Origin of the sequence: Gordonia jinghuaiqii (assembly GCF_014041935.1) — a bacterium.
Lineage (GTDB): Bacteria > Actinomycetota > Actinomycetes > Mycobacteriales > Mycobacteriaceae > Gordonia > Gordonia jinghuaiqii.
Map to the genome: position 1 here is coordinate 5,072,268 of NZ_CP059491.1, position 17,947 is coordinate 5,090,214.

13 protein-coding genes are annotated in these 17,947 nt (G+C 68.7%); 11 read left to right on the forward strand and 2 right to left on the reverse strand.

All coding sequences use genetic code 11. The features are described from left to right. Window positions 1–50: 50 nt before the first annotated feature. The 6 genes from H1R19_RS22615 (at window position 51) to H1R19_RS22640 (ending at window position 8,653) form a co-directional block, all read left to right on the forward strand. A complete protein-coding gene (locus H1R19_RS22615) occupies window positions 51–1,547 on the forward strand; it encodes a DHA2 family efflux MFS transporter permease subunit (RefSeq protein WP_219850223.1) in 1,497 nt (498 codons plus the stop codon). A gap of 104 nt (window positions 1,548–1,651) precedes the next feature. Next, the gene (locus tag H1R19_RS22620; RefSeq protein ID WP_219850224.1) at window positions 1,652–3,175 is read left to right on the forward strand and encodes an acyl-CoA synthetase; all 1,524 of its coding nucleotides are present in this window, start codon (window positions 1,652–1,654) and stop codon (window positions 3,173–3,175) included. A 107-nt stretch (window positions 3,176–3,282) separates the two neighbouring features. Then, on the forward strand, window positions 3,283–4,998 hold the full coding sequence (gene ilvD, locus H1R19_RS22625; protein ID WP_219850225.1) for a dihydroxy-acid dehydratase: 1,716 nt from the start codon (window positions 3,283–3,285) through the stop codon (window positions 4,996–4,998). 190 nt (window positions 4,999–5,188) lie between these two features. Next, window positions 5,189–7,024 carry a hypothetical protein gene (locus tag H1R19_RS22630; protein ID WP_219850226.1) on the forward strand — a complete coding sequence of 612 codons (1,836 nt, stop codon included), beginning with the start codon at window positions 5,189–5,191 and terminating at the stop codon, window positions 7,022–7,024. Further along, window positions 7,021–7,329 (forward strand): hypothetical protein, encoded by a 309-nt coding sequence (locus H1R19_RS22635; RefSeq protein ID WP_219850227.1) that lies wholly within the window; start codon window positions 7,021–7,023, stop codon window positions 7,327–7,329. The genes H1R19_RS22630 and H1R19_RS22635 overlap by 4 nt, the downstream gene beginning before the upstream one ends. Beyond that, window positions 7,304–8,653 (forward strand): hypothetical protein, encoded by a 1,350-nt coding sequence (locus H1R19_RS22640; protein ID WP_219850228.1) that lies wholly within the window; start codon window positions 7,304–7,306, stop codon window positions 8,651–8,653. Before H1R19_RS22635 ends, H1R19_RS22640 begins: the two co-directional genes overlap by 26 nt. 66 nt (window positions 8,654–8,719) lie before the next feature. Here H1R19_RS22640 and H1R19_RS22645 read toward each other — a convergent pair whose 3' ends face one another. Both H1R19_RS22645 and H1R19_RS22650 read right to left on the reverse strand, forming a co-directional pair. Then, a complete protein-coding gene (locus H1R19_RS22645) occupies window positions 8,720–9,364 on the reverse strand; it encodes a class I SAM-dependent methyltransferase (protein ID WP_219850229.1) in 645 nt (214 codons plus the stop codon). 100 nt (window positions 9,365–9,464) lie between these two features. Next, window positions 9,465–10,628 carry a MalY/PatB family protein gene (locus H1R19_RS22650; RefSeq protein WP_188330533.1) on the reverse strand — a complete coding sequence of 388 codons (1,164 nt, stop codon included), beginning with the start codon at window positions 10,626–10,628 and terminating at the stop codon, window positions 9,465–9,467. A gap of 111 nt (window positions 10,629–10,739) precedes the next feature. Between H1R19_RS22650 and H1R19_RS22655 the strand changes: the two genes are divergently transcribed. The 5 genes from H1R19_RS22655 (at window position 10,740) to H1R19_RS22675 (ending at window position 17,911) form a co-directional block, all read left to right on the forward strand. Continuing rightward, the gene (locus H1R19_RS22655) at window positions 10,740–11,531 is read left to right on the forward strand and encodes an LLM class F420-dependent oxidoreductase (RefSeq protein WP_188330534.1); all 792 of its coding nucleotides are present in this window, start codon (window positions 10,740–10,742) and stop codon (window positions 11,529–11,531) included. A 70-nt stretch (window positions 11,532–11,601) separates the two neighbouring features. After that, window positions 11,602–13,692: a TPM domain-containing protein gene (locus H1R19_RS22660; protein WP_219850230.1), complete on the forward strand. Its 2,091-nt coding sequence runs from the start codon at window positions 11,602–11,604 to the stop codon at window positions 13,690–13,692. A gap of 167 nt (window positions 13,693–13,859) precedes the next feature. After that, a complete protein-coding gene (locus H1R19_RS22665) occupies window positions 13,860–15,989 on the forward strand; it encodes a PhoX family protein (protein WP_219850231.1) in 2,130 nt (709 codons plus the stop codon). Between the two features lie 142 nt (window positions 15,990–16,131). After that, complete coding sequence (locus H1R19_RS22670) at window positions 16,132–16,596, forward strand: MarR family winged helix-turn-helix transcriptional regulator (RefSeq protein WP_188330537.1); 465 nt, start codon at window positions 16,132–16,134, stop codon at window positions 16,594–16,596. Window positions 16,597–16,642: 46 nt separating this feature from the next. Beyond that, on the forward strand, window positions 16,643–17,911 hold the full coding sequence (locus H1R19_RS22675; protein WP_188330538.1) for an MFS transporter: 1,269 nt from the start codon (window positions 16,643–16,645) through the stop codon (window positions 17,909–17,911). Window positions 17,912–17,947: the final 36 nt, after the last annotated feature.

Below are 17,947 nucleotides of genomic sequence, written 5' to 3' on the forward strand. Positions count from 1 at the left end.
GAACTTGAAAGCTGAGCCGCATGACTCCCACACAGGAGGCGGGCTGACCCATGGATGCACTCGCGAAGAAGGTTGCATCGGTCCTCGCACTCGGAACCCTCATGGTGATGCTCGACGTCACCGTCACCGTCGTGGCCATCCCTGGTCTGGCCGAATCCTTCGACACCCCGCTCTCGACCGTCCAGTGGGTGACCACGGCGTACACGCTCGCGCTCGTCGCGGTGATGCCGACCTCCGCCTGGACGATCCGGCGGTTCGGCGCGAAGCGCGTCTACATCTCGGCGCTCACCCTCTTCGTCGTGGGCTCGGCACTCGCCGGGCTGGCCTGGAACATCCACAGCCTCATCGTGTTCCGTGCGGTACAGGGATTCGGGGGCGGTTTCCTCCAGCCGGTCGGCATGACGATCGCGTTGAGTCTCGTCGACGAACGGCACCGCGGCCAGCTCATGGGCTGGCTCGGCATTCCCCTGCTCGTCGGCCCGGTGTTGGGACCGACCGCGGGTGGACTCCTCGTCGACCACGTGGGCTGGCGCTCGCTGTTCCTGATCAACGTCCCGGTCGGTGCGCTCGCGATCACGCTGGCACTCAGGCTATTTCCGCGCTTTATCGGCGCCGCGACGGAAACCCTGGACTGGGCGGCCCTGCTCTGCCTGGCGCCGGGTGGCGCTCTACTGGTCTACGGTCTTGCCCAGGCCGGCGAGGCCGGTGAACCGTTCGACGCGAACGTCGTGGTCCCGGCGGGGATCGGTCTCGCCCTGCTGATGCTGTTCGTTCTCCGCACCCTCCGTTCGCCCGGACCACTGCTCGATCTGAAACTGTTGCGCAAGCGCTCGCTGGCCACCGGCTCGGGTGCGATGCTGCTGGTCGCAGGCGCATACTTCGGGTCGATGATGGTGGGGCCCATCTACATTCAGGCCGTGCGCGGCGACACCGCCACCACGGCCGGGATGATCATGATCGCCCAGGCCCTCACCACCGGTGTGGTCGCGCAGGTCGCGAGCCGAACCGTCGACCGCACCGATCCACGCCGCGTGGTCTGGTTCGGGATCATCGCCACGATCGTCGCGATGACGCTCATGACCACCGTCCTCGACCACGACACCCCTTACCCCGTTCTCATGGGCATCGGCGTCGTGATGGGCCTGGGGATCGGTTCGACCTTCATGCCCCTGATGAACGCGGCGCTGCGCGGCGTCGAGGGTCCGGACACCGGGTCCGCGACCACGATCCTCACCACCGGCAACCAGTTCGCGAGTGCGATCGGCGCCGCGCTGGCCGCCACGATCCTCACCTCGCTGTTCAACTCGAGGACGGCGGTGCTCGACGGCGACGGGATGACCGCCGCCCAACGCCTCACGCCGGACCAGCGGGCCGACGCCGCTCCGGATCTCGCGAGCGCCGTCGCCGACACGTACCTGCTGACGCTCGGTCTACTCGTGGCGGCGATGGTCGTGGCGCTGTGGCTGCCGCGGGCGGCCGGGCCGATCGCAGCGTCGCAGCCCGCCCTCCACGACGAACCAGGACGCCCCCTCGACACGTCCAAATAATTCACCAGGTTCCGCCGAGACCCACGTTGCCCACATCAACCACCGACGACGAGGAGCGGGGTGCCTGCCGCTTCCACCCACGCAAGGGTCATCCTGAAGATGTGATGACCCCCACTTCGAACACCGTCGACGGAGTGCTGCGCCGCACCGCCGCCCGGTTCCCCGACCGCACCGCCCTGCGTTTCGGCGACGCCGCCCTCACCTACCGAGAGCTCGACGACGCCGTGACCCGCGCGGCCGCGCATCTCCTCTCCCTCGGCCTGGCCAAGGGTGATCGGGTGGCCGGCTACGGCACCAACTCGCACGCCTACGTCGTCGGCTACCTCGCCGCCGCGCGCGCCGGACTCGTCCACGTCCCCATCAACTACGCACTGCGCGGCGGGGAGCTGAGCTACCTGCTCGAGCAGTCCGGTGCGCGGGCGGTGCTCGTCGACCCGGCACTGCGCGACAACCTCGACGCGGTCATCGACGTGGTGCCGGCCGAGTTCGTGATCCCGCTGCGTGACGCCGACGGTTCGCTGATCGGCGTCGCCACCGCCGGAGACGTACACGCGCTTGATGTCCCCACGCTTGATGTCACCGTCGACGACTCCGACCTGGTGCAATTGCTGTACACCTCGGGGACGACGTCGAAACCCAAGGGCGCCATGATGTCCCACCGCGCACTGATCCACGAGTACACCTCGTCGATCATCGCGCTCGATCTCGATGCCGACGACACCCCGCTGATCTGCATGCCGCTGTACCACTCGGCGGGCATGCACGTGTTCATGCTTCCCTACCTCGCGGTCGGTGCCACCGTCCATCTCATGTCGGCACCCGACATCCCCGAGATCCTCCGGCTCGTCGAAGCGCACCGGATCGGATCGCTGTTCCTGGCGCCGACGGTGTGGGTGCCGCTCGCCGCACACCCCGACCTCGAGACCCGCGACCTCTCCTCGCTGCGGAAGGCGCAGTACGGGGCGTCGATCATGCCGGTGACCGTCCTGGCGCGACTCCGGCAGCGTTACCCCGACCTCGGCTTCTACAACTGCTTCGGACAGTCCGAGATCGGTCCGCTGGCAACGGTTCTCCGCCCGGAGGAGCACGACGCCCGGCCGGCATCGTGCGGACGCCCGGTGTTCTTCGTCGAGACCCGGGTCGTCGACGCGGACGGCAACGACGTGCCGGTCGGTGAGGCCGGCGAGATCCTGTACCGCTCACCGCAGCTGTGCCAGGGCTACTGGGACAACCCGGCGGCCACCGAGGAGGCCTTCCGCGACGGCTGGTTCCACTCGGGTGACCTGGTGACGCGCGACGAGGAGGGGTACGTCACGGTCGTCGACCGCATCAAGGACGTCATCAACACCGGCGGCATCCTCGTGGCCTCCCGCGAGGTCGAGGACGCGATCTACACCCACGAGGGCGTGGCCGAGGTCGCGGTGATCGGCACGCCGGACGAGAAGTGGATCGAGGCGATCACGGCCATCGTCGTCCTACGCGCCGAGTCCGCGGTCACCGAGGCCGAACTGATCGACCACGTCAAGCAGCGGCTCGCCCCGTTCAAGGTCCCCAAGTCGGTGCGGTTCGTCGAGGAACTGCCGCGCAATCAGAGCGGCAAGCTGCTCAAACGCGAACTGCGCGCGTAGGAAACAGACTCCCGCTGAGGAGATCAGGTTGCGGATGTGCCCGCCTCCCGGGGCCAACCGCAACCTGATCTCGCGACTCGTGCTCGGTGGCGCACTACTGTGGCCTCATGACCAAGCGAACAGAATCGGGCGCCGAGATCGACATCAAGCCACGGAGTCGCGACGTCACCGACGGCCTGGAGAAGACGGCCGCCCGCGGCATGCTCCGCGCGGTGGGCATGGGTGACGACGACTGGGTGAAACCCCAGATCGGGGTGGGGTCGTCGTGGAACGAGATCACACCGTGCAACCTGTCGCTCGACCGCCTGGCCAAGGCCGTCAAAGACGGCGTACACGAAGGCGGCGGATACCCGCTCGAGTTCGGCACCATCTCGGTCTCCGACGGGATCTCGATGGGACACGAGGGCATGCACTTCTCCCTGGTGTCCCGCGAGGTGATCGCCGACAGTGTGGAAACCGTGATGAGCGCGGAGCGTCTCGACGGCTCGGTCCTGCTGGCCGGATGCGACAAGTCCCTGCCCGGCATGCTCATGGCGGCAGCGCGGCTCGATCTCGCGTCGGTGTTCCTCTACGCCGGTTCGACGCTGCCCGGGTATGCGACCCTGTCGGACGGCGAAGAGCGCCAGGTGACCATCATCGACGCCTTCGAGGCGGTGGGCGCATGCGCGCGTGGACTGATGAGCCGCGAGGACGTCGACACCATCGAACGCGCGATCTGTCCGGGTGAGGGCGCGTGCGGCGGGATGTACACGGCCAACACGATGGCCAGCGCCGCCGAGGCATTGGGGATGTCCCTCCCCGGCAGCGCGGCGCCGCCCGCCCCGGACAAGCGCCGGGACCAGTTCGCCCGGCAGAGCGGAATCGCCGTCGTGGAGATGCTGCGCCGCGGGATCACCGCGCGCGACATCATGACCCGCGAGGCGTTCGAGAACGCGATCGCGGTGGTGATGGCATTCGGCGGGTCCACCAACGCGGTACTCCATCTGCTCGCCATCGCCAATGAGGCCGAGGTCGAGTTGTCGCTCGACGATTTCATCCGCGTCGGCAGTCGCGTCCCGCACCTCGCCGACGTCAAACCGTTCGGCAGGCATGTGATGACCGACGTCGACCGCATCGGCGGTGTGCCGGTGGTGATGAAGGCACTCCTCGACGCCGGGCTCCTGCACGGGGACTGCCTGACGGTGACCGGCTCGACGGTGGCGGAGAACCTGGCGCACATCGCGCCGCCGGATCCGGACGGGCAGGTGTTGCGGGCCACGAAGTCGCCCATCCATCCGACCGGCGGCATCACCATCCTGAAGGGATCGTTGGCCCCGGAGGGGGCGGTGGTGAAGTCGGCGGGCTTCGACTCCGACGTGTTCGAGGGAACCGCACGGGTATTCGACCGGGAACGGGCCGCGATGGACGCACTCGAGGACGGCACGATCACCGCCGGGGACGTCGTCGTCATCCGGTACGAAGGGCCCAAGGGCGGACCGGGGATGCGCGAGATGCTGGCCATCACCGGCGCCATCAAGGGCGCGGGCCTCGGCAAGGACGTGCTCCTGATGACCGACGGCCGGTTCTCCGGAGGCACCACCGGGCTGTGCGTGGGTCACGTCGCGCCGGAAGCCGTCGACGGCGGCCCGATCGCGCTGGTCCGCGATGGCGACCGCATCCGGCTCGACGTCGGCCGCGGCCTCCTCGACCTGCTGGTCGACGCCGACGAACTCGCCTCGCGTGCAAAGGATTTCACTCCCCTGCCGCCGCGGTACACCCGCGGCGTGCTGGCGAAGTACTCCAAGCTGGTCACGTCCGCGTCGCAGGGCGCCGTCTGCCGCTGAGAGTGCGCACGCTGTCGGCGAAGTTCCGGTAACAGCCGACCCCGTCGGCGGTGGTCGTCGACCGTCTCCCCTGCCAAAAGGCCCCGCGCCGGGCTCCGGGAACGACGACCACCGCCGGCGCGCAGCTCGCCGATGTCGGATTTGGTGGAGTGCCTTCCGCGACACGGGTTGAGTTGTGCATACTTCGTCCATGACAACACGCGATGTCACGGACCTTCATCTCGCGGCGGAGGGCGGCGGAGCGGCGCTGGACCAGGTCTTCCTGATGTCCGGGGCGGCCGCCGTCGTATCGGTCGGTCTGCTCTGGATCGGCTACCTGCACCGCACGCGCAAGATCACCTGGCTGGTCACCCTGTCCGAATGGGCCGCGCGACGCGTCAACCGACCGCCGTGGGCGGCCCTGCCGATCTTCCTGTTCACCAGCACGATCATCTGCGCCCTGTTCGGTTTCCTCTGGGACGTCAGCCTGCACATCGGCGACGGCCGCGACGAGGGGCCACTGGCCAACCCGGCGCACTACTTCATCCTGGTGGGCCTGTTCCTGTTGTTCATCTCCGGAATGCTGTCGGTGTTCCTGCCCTTCGACAAGCCCGGGCGGTCGGCGGTCCGGATCACCCGGCACTGGTACGCACCGGTCGGCGGACTCCTGTTGGCAGGCTGCGGTTTCTACGCCTTGCTGGGCTTTCCGCTCGACGATGTCTGGCACCGCATCTTCGGCCAGGACGTCACACTCTGGGGTCCGACGCATCTGATGCTGATCGGTGGCGCGGGTCTGTCGCTCATCGCGGTGGTCATCCTCGACCGTGAGGGCAGGGCCGCGATGGGCCCCGACGCCCCGGCGGACGGACGCGGACAGTGGCTGGTCCGTTGCCTCGCCTTCGGCGGCCTGGTGATCGGCATGTCGGTCTTCCAGATCGAGTACGACTTCGGTGTCGAGCAGTTCCGGCTCGTGCTGCAGCCGATGATGATCGCCGGTGCCGGGGCGTTCGCCCTCGTCGCCGCCCGGATCAGCCTCGGACCGGGCGCCGCCCTCGTCGCGGCCGTGCTCGCGATCCTGCTGCGCGGCGTGGTCGCGGTCGTCGTCGGCCCCGCGCTCGGCGCACCGATCAATGTGTTCCCCCTCTACCTGGGCGCAGCCGTCGTCATCGAACTGCTCGCCCTGACCCCGCTCATCAAGCGGCGCGCGCTGTTCGGCGCGGTCGCAGGCCTCGGCGTCGCGACGCTCGGACTCTGGATCGAGTCCTGGTGGATCGCCGCGGCGTACCCCTTCCCGTGGGTCACCGGCATGTGGGGCGAAGCCCTGGCGATGGCCGTCCCGGTGGGCGTCGTCGCGGGTCTGTGCGGTGGGCTGCTCGGCATCGTCTCCGTCGGTGAGCGACTCCCCCGGCGCTGGATCAGTGTCACCGCCGTGGTGCTTTCTGTCGTCGTGATCGGCGGTGCCGTCGCGAACGGCCTGCGGGTCTCCGTGCCCGCGGAGTCCTCCGCCCGGATCGTCCTGACCCCCGCCGGACCCAACGAGGCTGCCGAACAGAACGTCACGGCCGAGGTTTTCCTCGACCCGGCCGACGCGGTCAGCGACGACCCCGAGTGGGTCACGCTGATGTCCTGGCAGGGCGGGATCGAGAACGATCGCGGCATCGTCATCGACCGACTCGATCGCGTGGGCCCGAACCACTTCCGTTCCACCGAACCGATGCCGGTGTCGGGCTCGTGGAAGACCATCCTGCGCGTGCAGGACGGGACCACCATGGCCGGTGTCCCGGTGTACCTGCCCGCGGACCCCGCGATCGGCGCACAGGGGGAGCCTGCGCAACAGACGTCGACGAAACCGTTCGTCGCCGAGATCTCGATCCTGCAGCGTGAGCGCACCTTCGACTATCCGTCGTGGCTCTTCGGCGCCGCCTCCCTGGTGGTGCTGGTGTGTTCGCTGCTGCTCATCGCGGCGCTGTCGTGGGGGGCCGGGCGGATCAACGCCCACGAGCAGACCTCGGGTGCACGTGAGCCCGAGTTGCAGCCACAACCATGATCGCCGCCGCAGCGGACCCGGTCGTCCTTCACCTGGCAACGCACCCGCTCGTGCTGGCCCTGCCTGCGGTGATCCCCGCGTTCCTGGTGGTGGGCGTCGTCATCGCCATCGCGATCGCCGATCGTCGTCGGGGGGATGACGACGAGGATGCCGGTGACGACGCGGATGCCGAGGACAAGAACGCCGAAGATGCCGGGGGCGCCGGGGAGGACACCCCCGGCGACTCGGCGCGCACCACCCACCCCGATCCCACCGATCCAGCGAACCGGAACGAGGCCGATGACCCCGCCCGCGAGGCCGACTGACACCCTGCTCGCCCACGGACTCGGCGGTTCGGAGTTCCTGCCCATTCCGCTGACCGCGGTGCTGATCGGCAGCGCATGGGCGTTGACCATCTCCTTCGCCGTCATCGCATTTGCTTGGCGCACACCACGATACGGGCGGCCCGACGCCGGGCGGGACCTGCCGGTATGGGTCACGACGGTCGTCGACAACCGGTGGGTTCGCGGCGTGATCGCCGGTGCCGCACTGGTTCTGACCGTGTGGCTGGTGGTGGCCGCGTTGGGCCCGGCCACCGACGAGAACCCCCTGCCGGGCGCGTTCTACGTGCTGCTGTGGGTCGGCATGATCGTATTGTCGGCGCTCATCGGCCCGGTGTGGCGGGTGTTGTCGCCGGTCCGCACCGTGTTGCGGGCTGCCCGCGGGCTCTTCGGCCCACGGGTCGTCGGCCTGACGGACTATCCGCGCCGCCTGGGCTGGTGGCCCGCGGCGTTCGGCCTGTTCGCCTTCGTCTGGTTGGAACTGGCGTCACCGGAACCGGATTCGGTTTCTTCGGTGCGGATCTGGCTGATCTGCTACCTCGTGATCACCCTCGTCGGCGGCGTGGTCTACGGGCTGCGATGGACCGAGGACGCCGACCCGTTCGCGGTGTACAGCACGGTCGCCTCCCGGCTCGCCCCGTTCGCGAAGAACGCCGACGGCCGGGTCATCCTGCGCAGTCCGATGAACTCACTGACCACCCTGCCGGTCCTGCCCGGTACCGTCGCCGTTCTCGCAATCCTGCTCGGGTCCACCGCCTTCGACAGTTTCTCGGCGTTCCCGCAGTGGCAGGATCTCGTCGCCGACGTCTCCCATGGCAGCGAGGTGATCGCCACCCTGATCTCCACCGCCGGACTGCTGGTGTTCGTCGGTGTCGTCGCGCTCACGTTCTGGTCGGCGGCCCGCGCCGTGGGCGGTGTGCAGCCCGATCTCCGGCGTCGCCTGCCTGGTCTGATGGCGCACTCGCTCATCCCGATCGTCATCGGCTACATCCTCGCCCACTACCTGCAGTCACTCGTGGAGCAGGGCCAGGAGGCCATCCTCGCCCTCGGCGATCCGCTGGGTCGCGGCTGGAACATCTTGTGGCTCAGCGATGCCCACCCCGTGTATGTGATGTCGGCGCACCCGACGCTCACGGTGACACTCAAGGTGGTGTTCGTGCTGGGCGGGCACATGCTGGGGGTGGCCGCCGCCCACGACGCGTCGTTGCGGCTCCTCCCCCGTCGGCACCAGCTGACCGGGCAGCTCACCATGATGGTGACGATGGTCTTCTACACGTTCCTCGGGCTGTACCTGCTGTTCGGCGGCTAGGGCATCGCCGATCTCGAGATCAGGTTGCGTTCGTGCCCGCCTTCCGGGGACAAACGCAACGCGATCTCACTCGGGTCCGCGTCGCGCCCGGAACACGACGTCGTGGGTGTGGTGCCCTCCCCCTGCCGCCCTGCCCCGCTCGCGTGTCTCGTCGGTGACGATCTGCCACTCGTCGCCGAGCAGGCCGGCGAAGTCTGCGGGCTGGAGGTAGTCGTCCGGGTCGAAACCGTGGGCCCGCACGCCCTCCGGCGCATGCGCGACAACGAGTATCGAGCCGCCCGGACCGACCGCGTCCACCAGACGGCGCGCGGCGTCGACGCTCCGCTTGGGGATCGGGAAGTAGTGCAGCGTAACGAGATCGACGTCGGTGGCGGGCACGTCATCGGCGAGAACGTCGGCCCGCAGCCAGGTGATCGTCGGCCGCGGATCGATCTCCCGGGCCCGGTCGATCGCGACCTGCGAGATGTCGAGGGCGGTGACCTGCCATCCGCGGTCGGCGAGCCAGCGCGCGTCGGCACCCTCCCCGGAACCGACGTCGAGCGCGACCCCGGGGTCGAGGTCGGACACCTCGGCGACGAGCGCGGGGTTGACCTCGGAGGTCCACAACCGCTCGGAGCTGCGGTAGCGCTCGTCCCACTCCTGCGCGCTCCCGGAATCGTCGGGACGGTCGGAATCGGCTGCGGTGTCGGGACGTACGTCGTCGGAACTCATGTCCTCGACTGTGGCACGAGAGCCCGAAGGTATCCAGGGCACTTGCCGACTCCGCAAGAATCGCGTCGACGACGCGCAGCCTTCTCGACGACCACCCGGATCACGGCACCACGGTCGCGATCCGTTCGATCGCCTCGGTCAGCACCTCCGGCGAACACGCGACGTTCAGCCGCGCGAAGCCCGCGCCCGGCTTCCCGAACGCCGGCCCGTAGTGCAGCGCCACCCGTGCGCGCTCGAGGATCGGGATACCGGGGTTGTCGCCCAGTCCCGCCTCACGGAAATCGAGCCAGGCCAGGTACGACGCCTGCGGCCTGGTGTAGCCGACACCCGGAAGATGCTGTGCGAGCAGCTTCTCCAGGAGGTCGAGGCTCTCGCCGATGACCTCGATCGTGGCGTCGAGCCACTCGTCGCCGTGACCGAAGGCCGCTTCGGTTGCCGCACGACCCAACAGGCTTGCGCGGTAACGGACCTCGTCGGGTTGGCGCGCGATGATCGCCCGGGTGCGGTCCGAGGCGGCAACCATGAACGCGCACTTGGCCCCCGCGAGATTGAACGCCTTGCTCGCCGAATGCGCCGCGATCCCGATCTCGCGCGCGGCGTCGGACACCGCCAGGAACGGGGTGAACCCGGCTCCCGGATGGACCAGTGGAGCGTGGATCTCGTCGCTGACAACGGTCGCGTCGTACGCGGCGGCGAGCTCGGCCAGCCGGGCCAGGTCGGCGGCAGGATGGACCAGCCCCAGCGGATTGTGCGGATGACACAGCAGGATCGCGCGGGCGCCCTCGGCCAATGCGCCCTCGACACCGTCGAGGTCCATCCGCCAGGCCGACGACCCGTGCGCGGGCGTCTCGAGCAACGGCACCTCGACGACCCGGCCGCCGGCTTCGGGGATGAGTTCGAAGAACGGCGGATAGACCGGCGGCATCAGGACGACGCCGTCGCCGGGGGCGATCGCGGTGCGCAGCGTCTCCACGATCACGACACTCACGTCGGTGGTGAGGGTGACGTCGTCGGGACTGACCCGCCAACCCCACCGGCGATCGGCGAAACCGGCGAAGGCAGGCCCGACCGTGCCCGAGTCCCCGGCATACCCGACGTCGGAGGCGCGCACGCGGGCGATGATGGCGTCGGCGACCACCGGCGCGAGCTGATAGTCCATCTCCGCGATGAACAGCGGCAACACGTCGTCGGGGTGAGTGCTCCACTTGGAGCTGGTGCGGCGTCGCAGTTCATCGAGAGGCGGGGCGCTGGGTCGGGTGCTCACGGGATACTTCGTACCTCATGGACCTTCGGGGACGCGCCCTCCGCAGGTTCGGGGCGCACCTCAGGAATCAGCGGGTGACACCCGACGGTGAATGCAGGCAGACTGGTCGTCATGGCATTCCCCATTCGCATCGGTGTCCAGATCCAGCCCCAGCACGCTCCCGAATACGCACTGATCCGTGACGCGGTCCGTCGCGCCGAAGACACCGGCGTCGACATCGCTTTCAACTGGGACCACTTCTATCCGCTCTACGGCGCGCCCGAAGGCGAGCACTTCGAATGCTGGACGATGCTCGGCGCGTGGGCCGAACAGACCTCACGGGTGGAGATCGGCGCCCTGGTGACCTGCAACTCCTACCGCAATCCCGAGCTGCTCGCCGACATGGCCCGCACCGTCGACCACATCAGCGGCGGGCGTCTGATCCTCGGTGTCGGCGCAGGCTGGTTCGAGAAAGACTACGACGAGTACGGCTACGAATTCGGGACCGTCGGATCGCGTCTCAACGACTTCGGAGCCGCACTTCCGCGCATCAAGTCCCGCCTGGCGAAACTCAACCCGGCGCCGACACGCGACATCCCCATCCTCATCGGCGGCAGCGGCGAGAAGAAGACGCTGCGCTACATCGCCGAACACGGCGACGTGTGGCACGGCTTCAACGACGTCGAGCAGTACCGGCACAAGTCGAAGGTGCTGGCCGAGCACTGCGCGGCGGTCGGACGCGATCCCGAGACCATCGAACGGTCGTCGGGGCTGAACTTCGACGGGAACACCGACGCACTGCTGCGTGATGCCGACGCGCTCGCCGACGAGGGCGTCACGCTGCTGACGGTCGGGGTGACCGGGCCCGATTACGACCTCACGGCTCTCGAGGCCCTGTGCAGGTGGCGCGACGCGCGCAACTGAACGCACGGCCGATCTCCGGTCCGGCGGCCATACACTCACCCGAATGCGACGGCTGGTTAGATTTGTGATCATGCATCGGTTGCCGACCTCCAGAAGCGGGTTCGGACGTGCCGCGATTCGTCGCTTCGCGGCTGTCGTCGGGCTGGTCGGACTCTTCGGCCTGGCCGTGACGCTGCTGTCCGGGTCGCTCGTCGCCGGACCATCCGGCGTGGGCGCCGGAACCGCATCGGCCGAGCCGCCCACGCGCCTGCCGACGTATGTCGTCGACTCCGCGAACGCGATCACCCCGGCCCAACGGACCGAACTCGAGAACGCCGTCGATTCGCTCTACAACGCGCACAACGTCCAGATGTGGATCGTGTACGTACGCGACTTCGACGGTCTCAGCAGTGAGCAGTGGGCCGACCAGACGGCCGTGGCCAGCGAACTCGGCGATCACGACGCGCTACTCGCCGTCGCCACCGACGATCGCGCATACCGCCTGTTCGCGCCGGACAGTGTGGGTGGCCTGGATCAGTCGACCCTCGACGAGGTCGCCACCGACGACGTGGTCCCGCAGTTGCGCGAGGGCAACTGGGCCGACGCCGGACTCGCCGCCGTCAACGGGCTGTCCGCAGCTCTGGAACCCGGTTACACCGGGGTCATCGCGGCTGGCGTCGTGGGCGGGGCACTCGTCCTCGGTGGCGGGGGCGCAGTGCTGTACTCGCGGCGTCGCAAGCAGCGGCGCATCGACGGCACCCTCGAGACCCTGCGGGAGCAGGAGTTGACCGTCGACCAGCTCGCGACACAACCTCTCGACGTGCTCGACCCGTGGTCGCGGGAGGTCCTGACCGACCTCGACAACGCCATCCGCACCAGTGAAGAGGAACTGCAGCTGGCCGTCGGCGAGTTCGGGGCCGTCGAGACCGCACCGTTCACCAAGGCCCTCGACCGGGCGAAACAGGCGCTCTCGAACTCGTTTTCCATACGGCAACGCCTCGATGACAACATCCCGGAAACCGACGACGAGCGCCGATCGATGCTCGTGCAGATCATCACGACGTGCACCGACATCGACAGCGCACTCGACGACCAGGTCGAGACATTCGACGGCATGCGCAATCTCCTCATCAACGCCGACGCCCGTTTCGACGCGATCACCCAACAGCTCGTCGGGTTGCGCGCACGTCTGGAGTCCGCGTCGCAGCAGCTCACCGACCTCGTCGCCGAGCACGGCGAGGACACGCTGGCCTCGATCCTCGACAACGTCGACCTCGCCCGTCAGCAGGTCGACTTCGCCGAGGCGACGGCCGATCAGGGCCGGGCGGCGATCGCCGCGCCGGTCGGCCAGCAAGGTCCGGCGGTGGCCGCGATCCGCTCCGCCGAGGGCTCCATCGAACAGGCCACCACCCTGCTCGACGCCATCGACCACGCCGACGCGAACATCGCCGCCGCGCGGACCCGGATGCCCGCACTCATCGAGGAAGTCGAAGGCGAACTCGCCGAAGCCGCCGCGCTCAGCACCGACGGAGGCGCCGGCCTCGCCACCGCCGTAGAGGTCGCCACGGCCGCCGTGGCCGCCGCGCGCGACAACTTCGACGCCGACCCGCTGGGCACGTTCACCGCGCTGGTCGATGCCGATGCCGACCTCGACGACGCCCTCGCAGCGGCACGCGACGCCGCCGCCGAACGTACGCGGCGCGCTCAGGTGCTGACCGCCGCACTCGAGTCGGCGGGCGCGAAGGTGACCACCGCTGCCGATTTCATCGGCACGCGCCGCGGCGCGGTCCAGTCCATCGCTCGGACGCGGCTGTCGGAGGCGCAGCGCCTACTGCAGACGGCCACCGCCGCCGCGGCGACCGATCCGCCGGCTGCGACGGACGCGGCGCGTCGGGCCGGGTCGCTGGCCGACCAAGCCCTGATGGCGGCCCAGGGCGACGTGGTGACCTGGCAACAGACACAGCGGCCGCGGCCCGGCGGCGCGTCGACCACCGGCGCGGTCCTCGGCGGCATCCTCGTCGACAGTTTCCTCCGCGGCACGATCGGCGGGCGGGGCGGATACGGCGGGGGTGGCTTCGGCGGGGGCTTCGGCGGGGGCGGCTTCAGCAGCGGCGGACGCAGCCCGGGCTCGTTCGGCGGCTCGGGCACCTCGGGCCGGATCGGCACCGGCGGACGGTTCTGACCGGAGAGCCGGAAATGTTCCACGTGGAACAATCTGCGTGGGTGGAACGATCTGCGGTGTTGGGTTCCCGTTCACGCGCGGGTATCCATCGGTTCGCTTCACCCTCTTAACGTACTTCTCGTCGTGCGATCAGCCCCTGAGCGCGACGTCGCCGAAGAGGAGCACGTGTGCGTATTCCGTTGCAGCTGTTCATGTCCACCGGTGAGGATGCCGGGCGTTCCCGACGCGCCCACGTGACCTGCCGCTACAAGTGCGGCGACGCGTGCCGCCAGGATCCGGGGAACACCAGCGACAACACGTACTTTCGCGATGTGGTGCGCACCGCGGTGTCGCGTCGAAGCGTCCTGAAGACCTCGGCCGGTGCCGCGGTTGCCGTCGGTGCGACCTCGCTGCTGGCCGCCTGCGGTGACGCCGGGTCGTCGGGCTCTGGGTCGTCGAACGGCGCAGCCTCACCCGGCGATGCGCTGCCGGGCATGAAGTTCACCGCGGTCGCGCCGAACACCGAAGACGCCGTGGTGATCCCCGAGGGGTATGCGCAGGAGGTCGTGATCCGGTGGGGTGATCCGGTCCTGCCCGGCGCACCCGAATTCGACTTCGCCAAGCAGACCCCCGAGGCCCAGGCGGGACAGTTCGGCTTCAACAACGACTTCGCCGGGCTCATCCCGGTCGACGGTGTGCCCAACCACTTCTACCTCGTCGCCAACCTCGAGTACCCCACCGAACCGTTCATGTTCGCCGGCTATCAAGACGGCGAGCCCACCGAGCAGCAGGCCCGGATCGCGATGGCCTCGGTCGGCATCGCGGTGGTCGAGGTGGTCGCGCAGTCCGGTTCCGGGGCCCTCACACCCGTTGTCGGCCCGCGCAATCAGCGGCTGACGGCGTCGAGTCCGTTCCGGCTCACCGGCCCGGCCGCAGGCAGCGAGTTCGTCACGACGACCGCCGACCCGGCAGGCACCACCGTCCTGGGGACGTTCGCGAACTGTTCGGGCGGCCTCACGCCCTGGGGCACGATGCTCTCCGGCGAGGAGAACTTCAACACCTACTTCGGCAACGCCAGCACGGTCACCGACCCCGAGACGGTCGAGCGCCTCGACCGCTACTCCTTCGACGACGACGGCGACGAGCACCACTGGGGCCGATTCGAGGACCGTTTCGACCTCGCGAAAGAACCCAACGAGGCCAACCGCTTCGGCTACATCGTCGAGGTCGATCCGCACGACCCAGAAGCCGTTGCGGTCAAACACAGTTCGCTGGGCCGATTCAAACACGAGTCGGCCAACATCTACGTCGTCGGCGGTGCTCCAGGCACAGACAGGGGTCCAGGCACAGACAGGGATCCCGACAAGGGCACCGTCGTCGCCTACAGCGGTGACGACGAGAAGTTCGAGTACATCTACAAGTTCGTGTCGAGCCGAAAGATCAAGAGCGGATTGTCGAAGACCGCGCGCGAACACAACATGGGCATCCTCGACGAGGGCACGCTCTACGTCGCCACCTTCACCGGCGACTCGGCCGAACCCGTCGACGGCGCCGGCGACCTCCCCTCGGCGGGGAAGTTCGCGGGTAGGGGTTCATGGAAGCCGCTGCTCACCGTCGACGCCGACGGTTCGGCGCGCTCGTACATCCCGGGTATGTCGGCGGCCGAGGTGGCGGTGTTCACCCGCCAGGCCGCCGACGCCGTCGGTGCCACCAAGATGGACCGTCCCGAGGACATCGAGCCGAACCCGAAGACGGGCAAGGTGTACTGCGCGCTCACCAACAACAGCGATCGCGGGACCGGTGGTGAGGCGGTCGCCGACGCGGCGAACCCGCGCAACGAGAACAAGAACGGTCAGATCCTGGAGATTACCGACAACCACGCCGGCACCGAGTTCACCTGGGAACTGTTGCTGGTGTGCGGGGATCCGGCCGCCGCCGACACCTACTACGGCGGTTTCGACAAGACCGCGGTCAGCCCCATCTCCTGCCCGGACAACGTGGCCTTCGACCCACACGGCAACCTGTGGATCTCCACCGACGGCAACGCCCTCGGCACCAACGACGGCCTGTTCGCCGTCGCGCTCGACGGCGAGCGCCGCGGCGAGACCAAGCAGTTCCTGACCGTCCCCAGGGGCGGCGAGACCTGTGGTCCGGTCATCGACAGCGACCGCATCCTGATCGCGGTTCAGCACCCGGGCGAGCTCGACGATCACTCGGCCGACAACCCGGCATCGCACTGGCCCGACGGCGGCAACTCCCAGCCCCGGCCCTCCGTCGTGGCGGTGTGGCGCAACGGCGGCGAACCGATCGGCGTCTGACCCGACACCCCCGACACCCCGACACCCCCGACAACTCTTCATCGCACGCGGCGGCGAGGGTGCGGTGATGCTCCGCGCTGTCTGCATCGTCACAGCGACTCGAGGTATTAATTCGGGATTCTAAGTATTAGAGTATCTAAATGTGTCCGCCACCGATCCCGCGCAGCTCGCCGCCACTCTGCGGCCGACACTCACCAGGCTCTACCTGGCGCTTCGTCGGCGAGCGCCGTCGGTCGAGCTCACCGCGGCGCAGACGTCGGCCCTCAACGTCCTCGCCGATCACGGTCGGATGCGCATGGGTGAACTCGCCGATCGCGAGTCCATTCGGATGCCGACCGCGACCTCGGTGATCGACGGACTCACCAAACACGAACTCGTCGAACGCAGACCCGACCCGAACGACCGCCGCGCAGTCCTGGTCGGGCTCACCGACCACGGGCGTGCGCTGGTGGCACAGATCCGCGAAGAACGCGACGTCGTCCTCACCGGCGCGCTCGCCGCCCTGAGCGACGAGGACCGCGCGGCCATCGCGGCGGCCGGACCGGTTCTGCAAGCCCTGCGCGACCAACTCGACAACCAACCGACGCGGCCGGGTTCCGCAGTGTGATCCGCGCGGACACGTCCCTCATCATCTCGCCGACTCGAAGGACTTCATGACCGTCACCGAAGACAAGCCGACAGCCGGCGGAGCCACCTCGGAGAAGTCGATGCTCGCCACGTTCCGCGAGCAACCCCGGACCGTGTGGATCACCGCGTTCGCGGCCACGATCGCCTTCATGGGCATCGGCCTCGTCGACCCGATCCTGCACAGCATCGCCGAAGCGCTCGACGCCCCACCCGAGAAGGTCACGCTGCTCTTTGGCGTCTACGTGGGCGTGCAGTGCGTCGCGATGCTGCTGACCGGTTGGGCCGCGTACCGTTTCGGCGCCAAGCGGACCCTCACCGTCGGTCTGGTCCTCATCGTCGTCGCGGCCGGGATCTCCGCCTTCGCCGACAACATCGACCAGCTCATCGCCTTCCGCGTGATCTGGGGCCTCGGCAACGCCCTGTTCCTCGCGACGGCACTGGCATTCATCGTCTCGGCCGCCACGGGCAGCCGACAGGGCGCGATCATGATGTACGAGGCCGCACTCGGCATCGGCCTGGCCGTCGGCCCGTTGCTGGGTGCCACCCTCGGTGAATGGACCTGGCGCGCACCGTTTGCCGGTACCGCACTGCTCATGCTCTTCGGTGCCGTGTTGTGCGCGGTGATGCTGCCCGCCGACGCCGGCCGGGCCACCCGCCAGCGTGTCCGGATCGTCGACCCCCTCAAGGCACTACGCAACCGCACGCTCGCGATCTCCGGTATCGGTTCGGCCTTCTACACCGGCGCACTGTTCACCGTCATCGCGTGGGCCCCGATCGCCATGGGACTCCGCCCGATTCACGCCGGACTGATCTTCTTCGGCTGGGGTCTGCTCACCGCGATCGCCGGAGTGTTCGTCGCGCCGGCGCTCGCCAGGACCGTCGGCTCGAAAGCCGGTGTACTGATGGCGATCACGGCCTACGGGCTCGTGATGGTGCTCGCCGGCGTCGGTACCCTCACCGATCAGATCTGGCTCATCGGTCTGGCCGTCATCCTCTCCGGCCTGCCCTCGGGAACGTTGAACACCCTCTTCACCGATCTGGCCATGTCCTCGGGCGGCGCCGACACCCCGCGTTCGGTGTCCAGCGCCGGCTTCAGCTTCCTCCGCTGGATGGGTGCGGCCATCGCCGCGGTGCTCGTCGCCTACCTGGCCAAGTGGTTCGGCTCCGAGGCCGCGCCGTGGTGGTTCGCCGCCGGCTACTGCGTCGTCGCACTCGGAGCCGTCGCGCTCATCCAGGTCAGGAGCAACCACGAAGTCGACGACGACGCCGCACTCATCGGTGCGGAGGAGTTCTGAGCTTCTCGATCTGACGCGGCACCCCTGCGTCGGGGC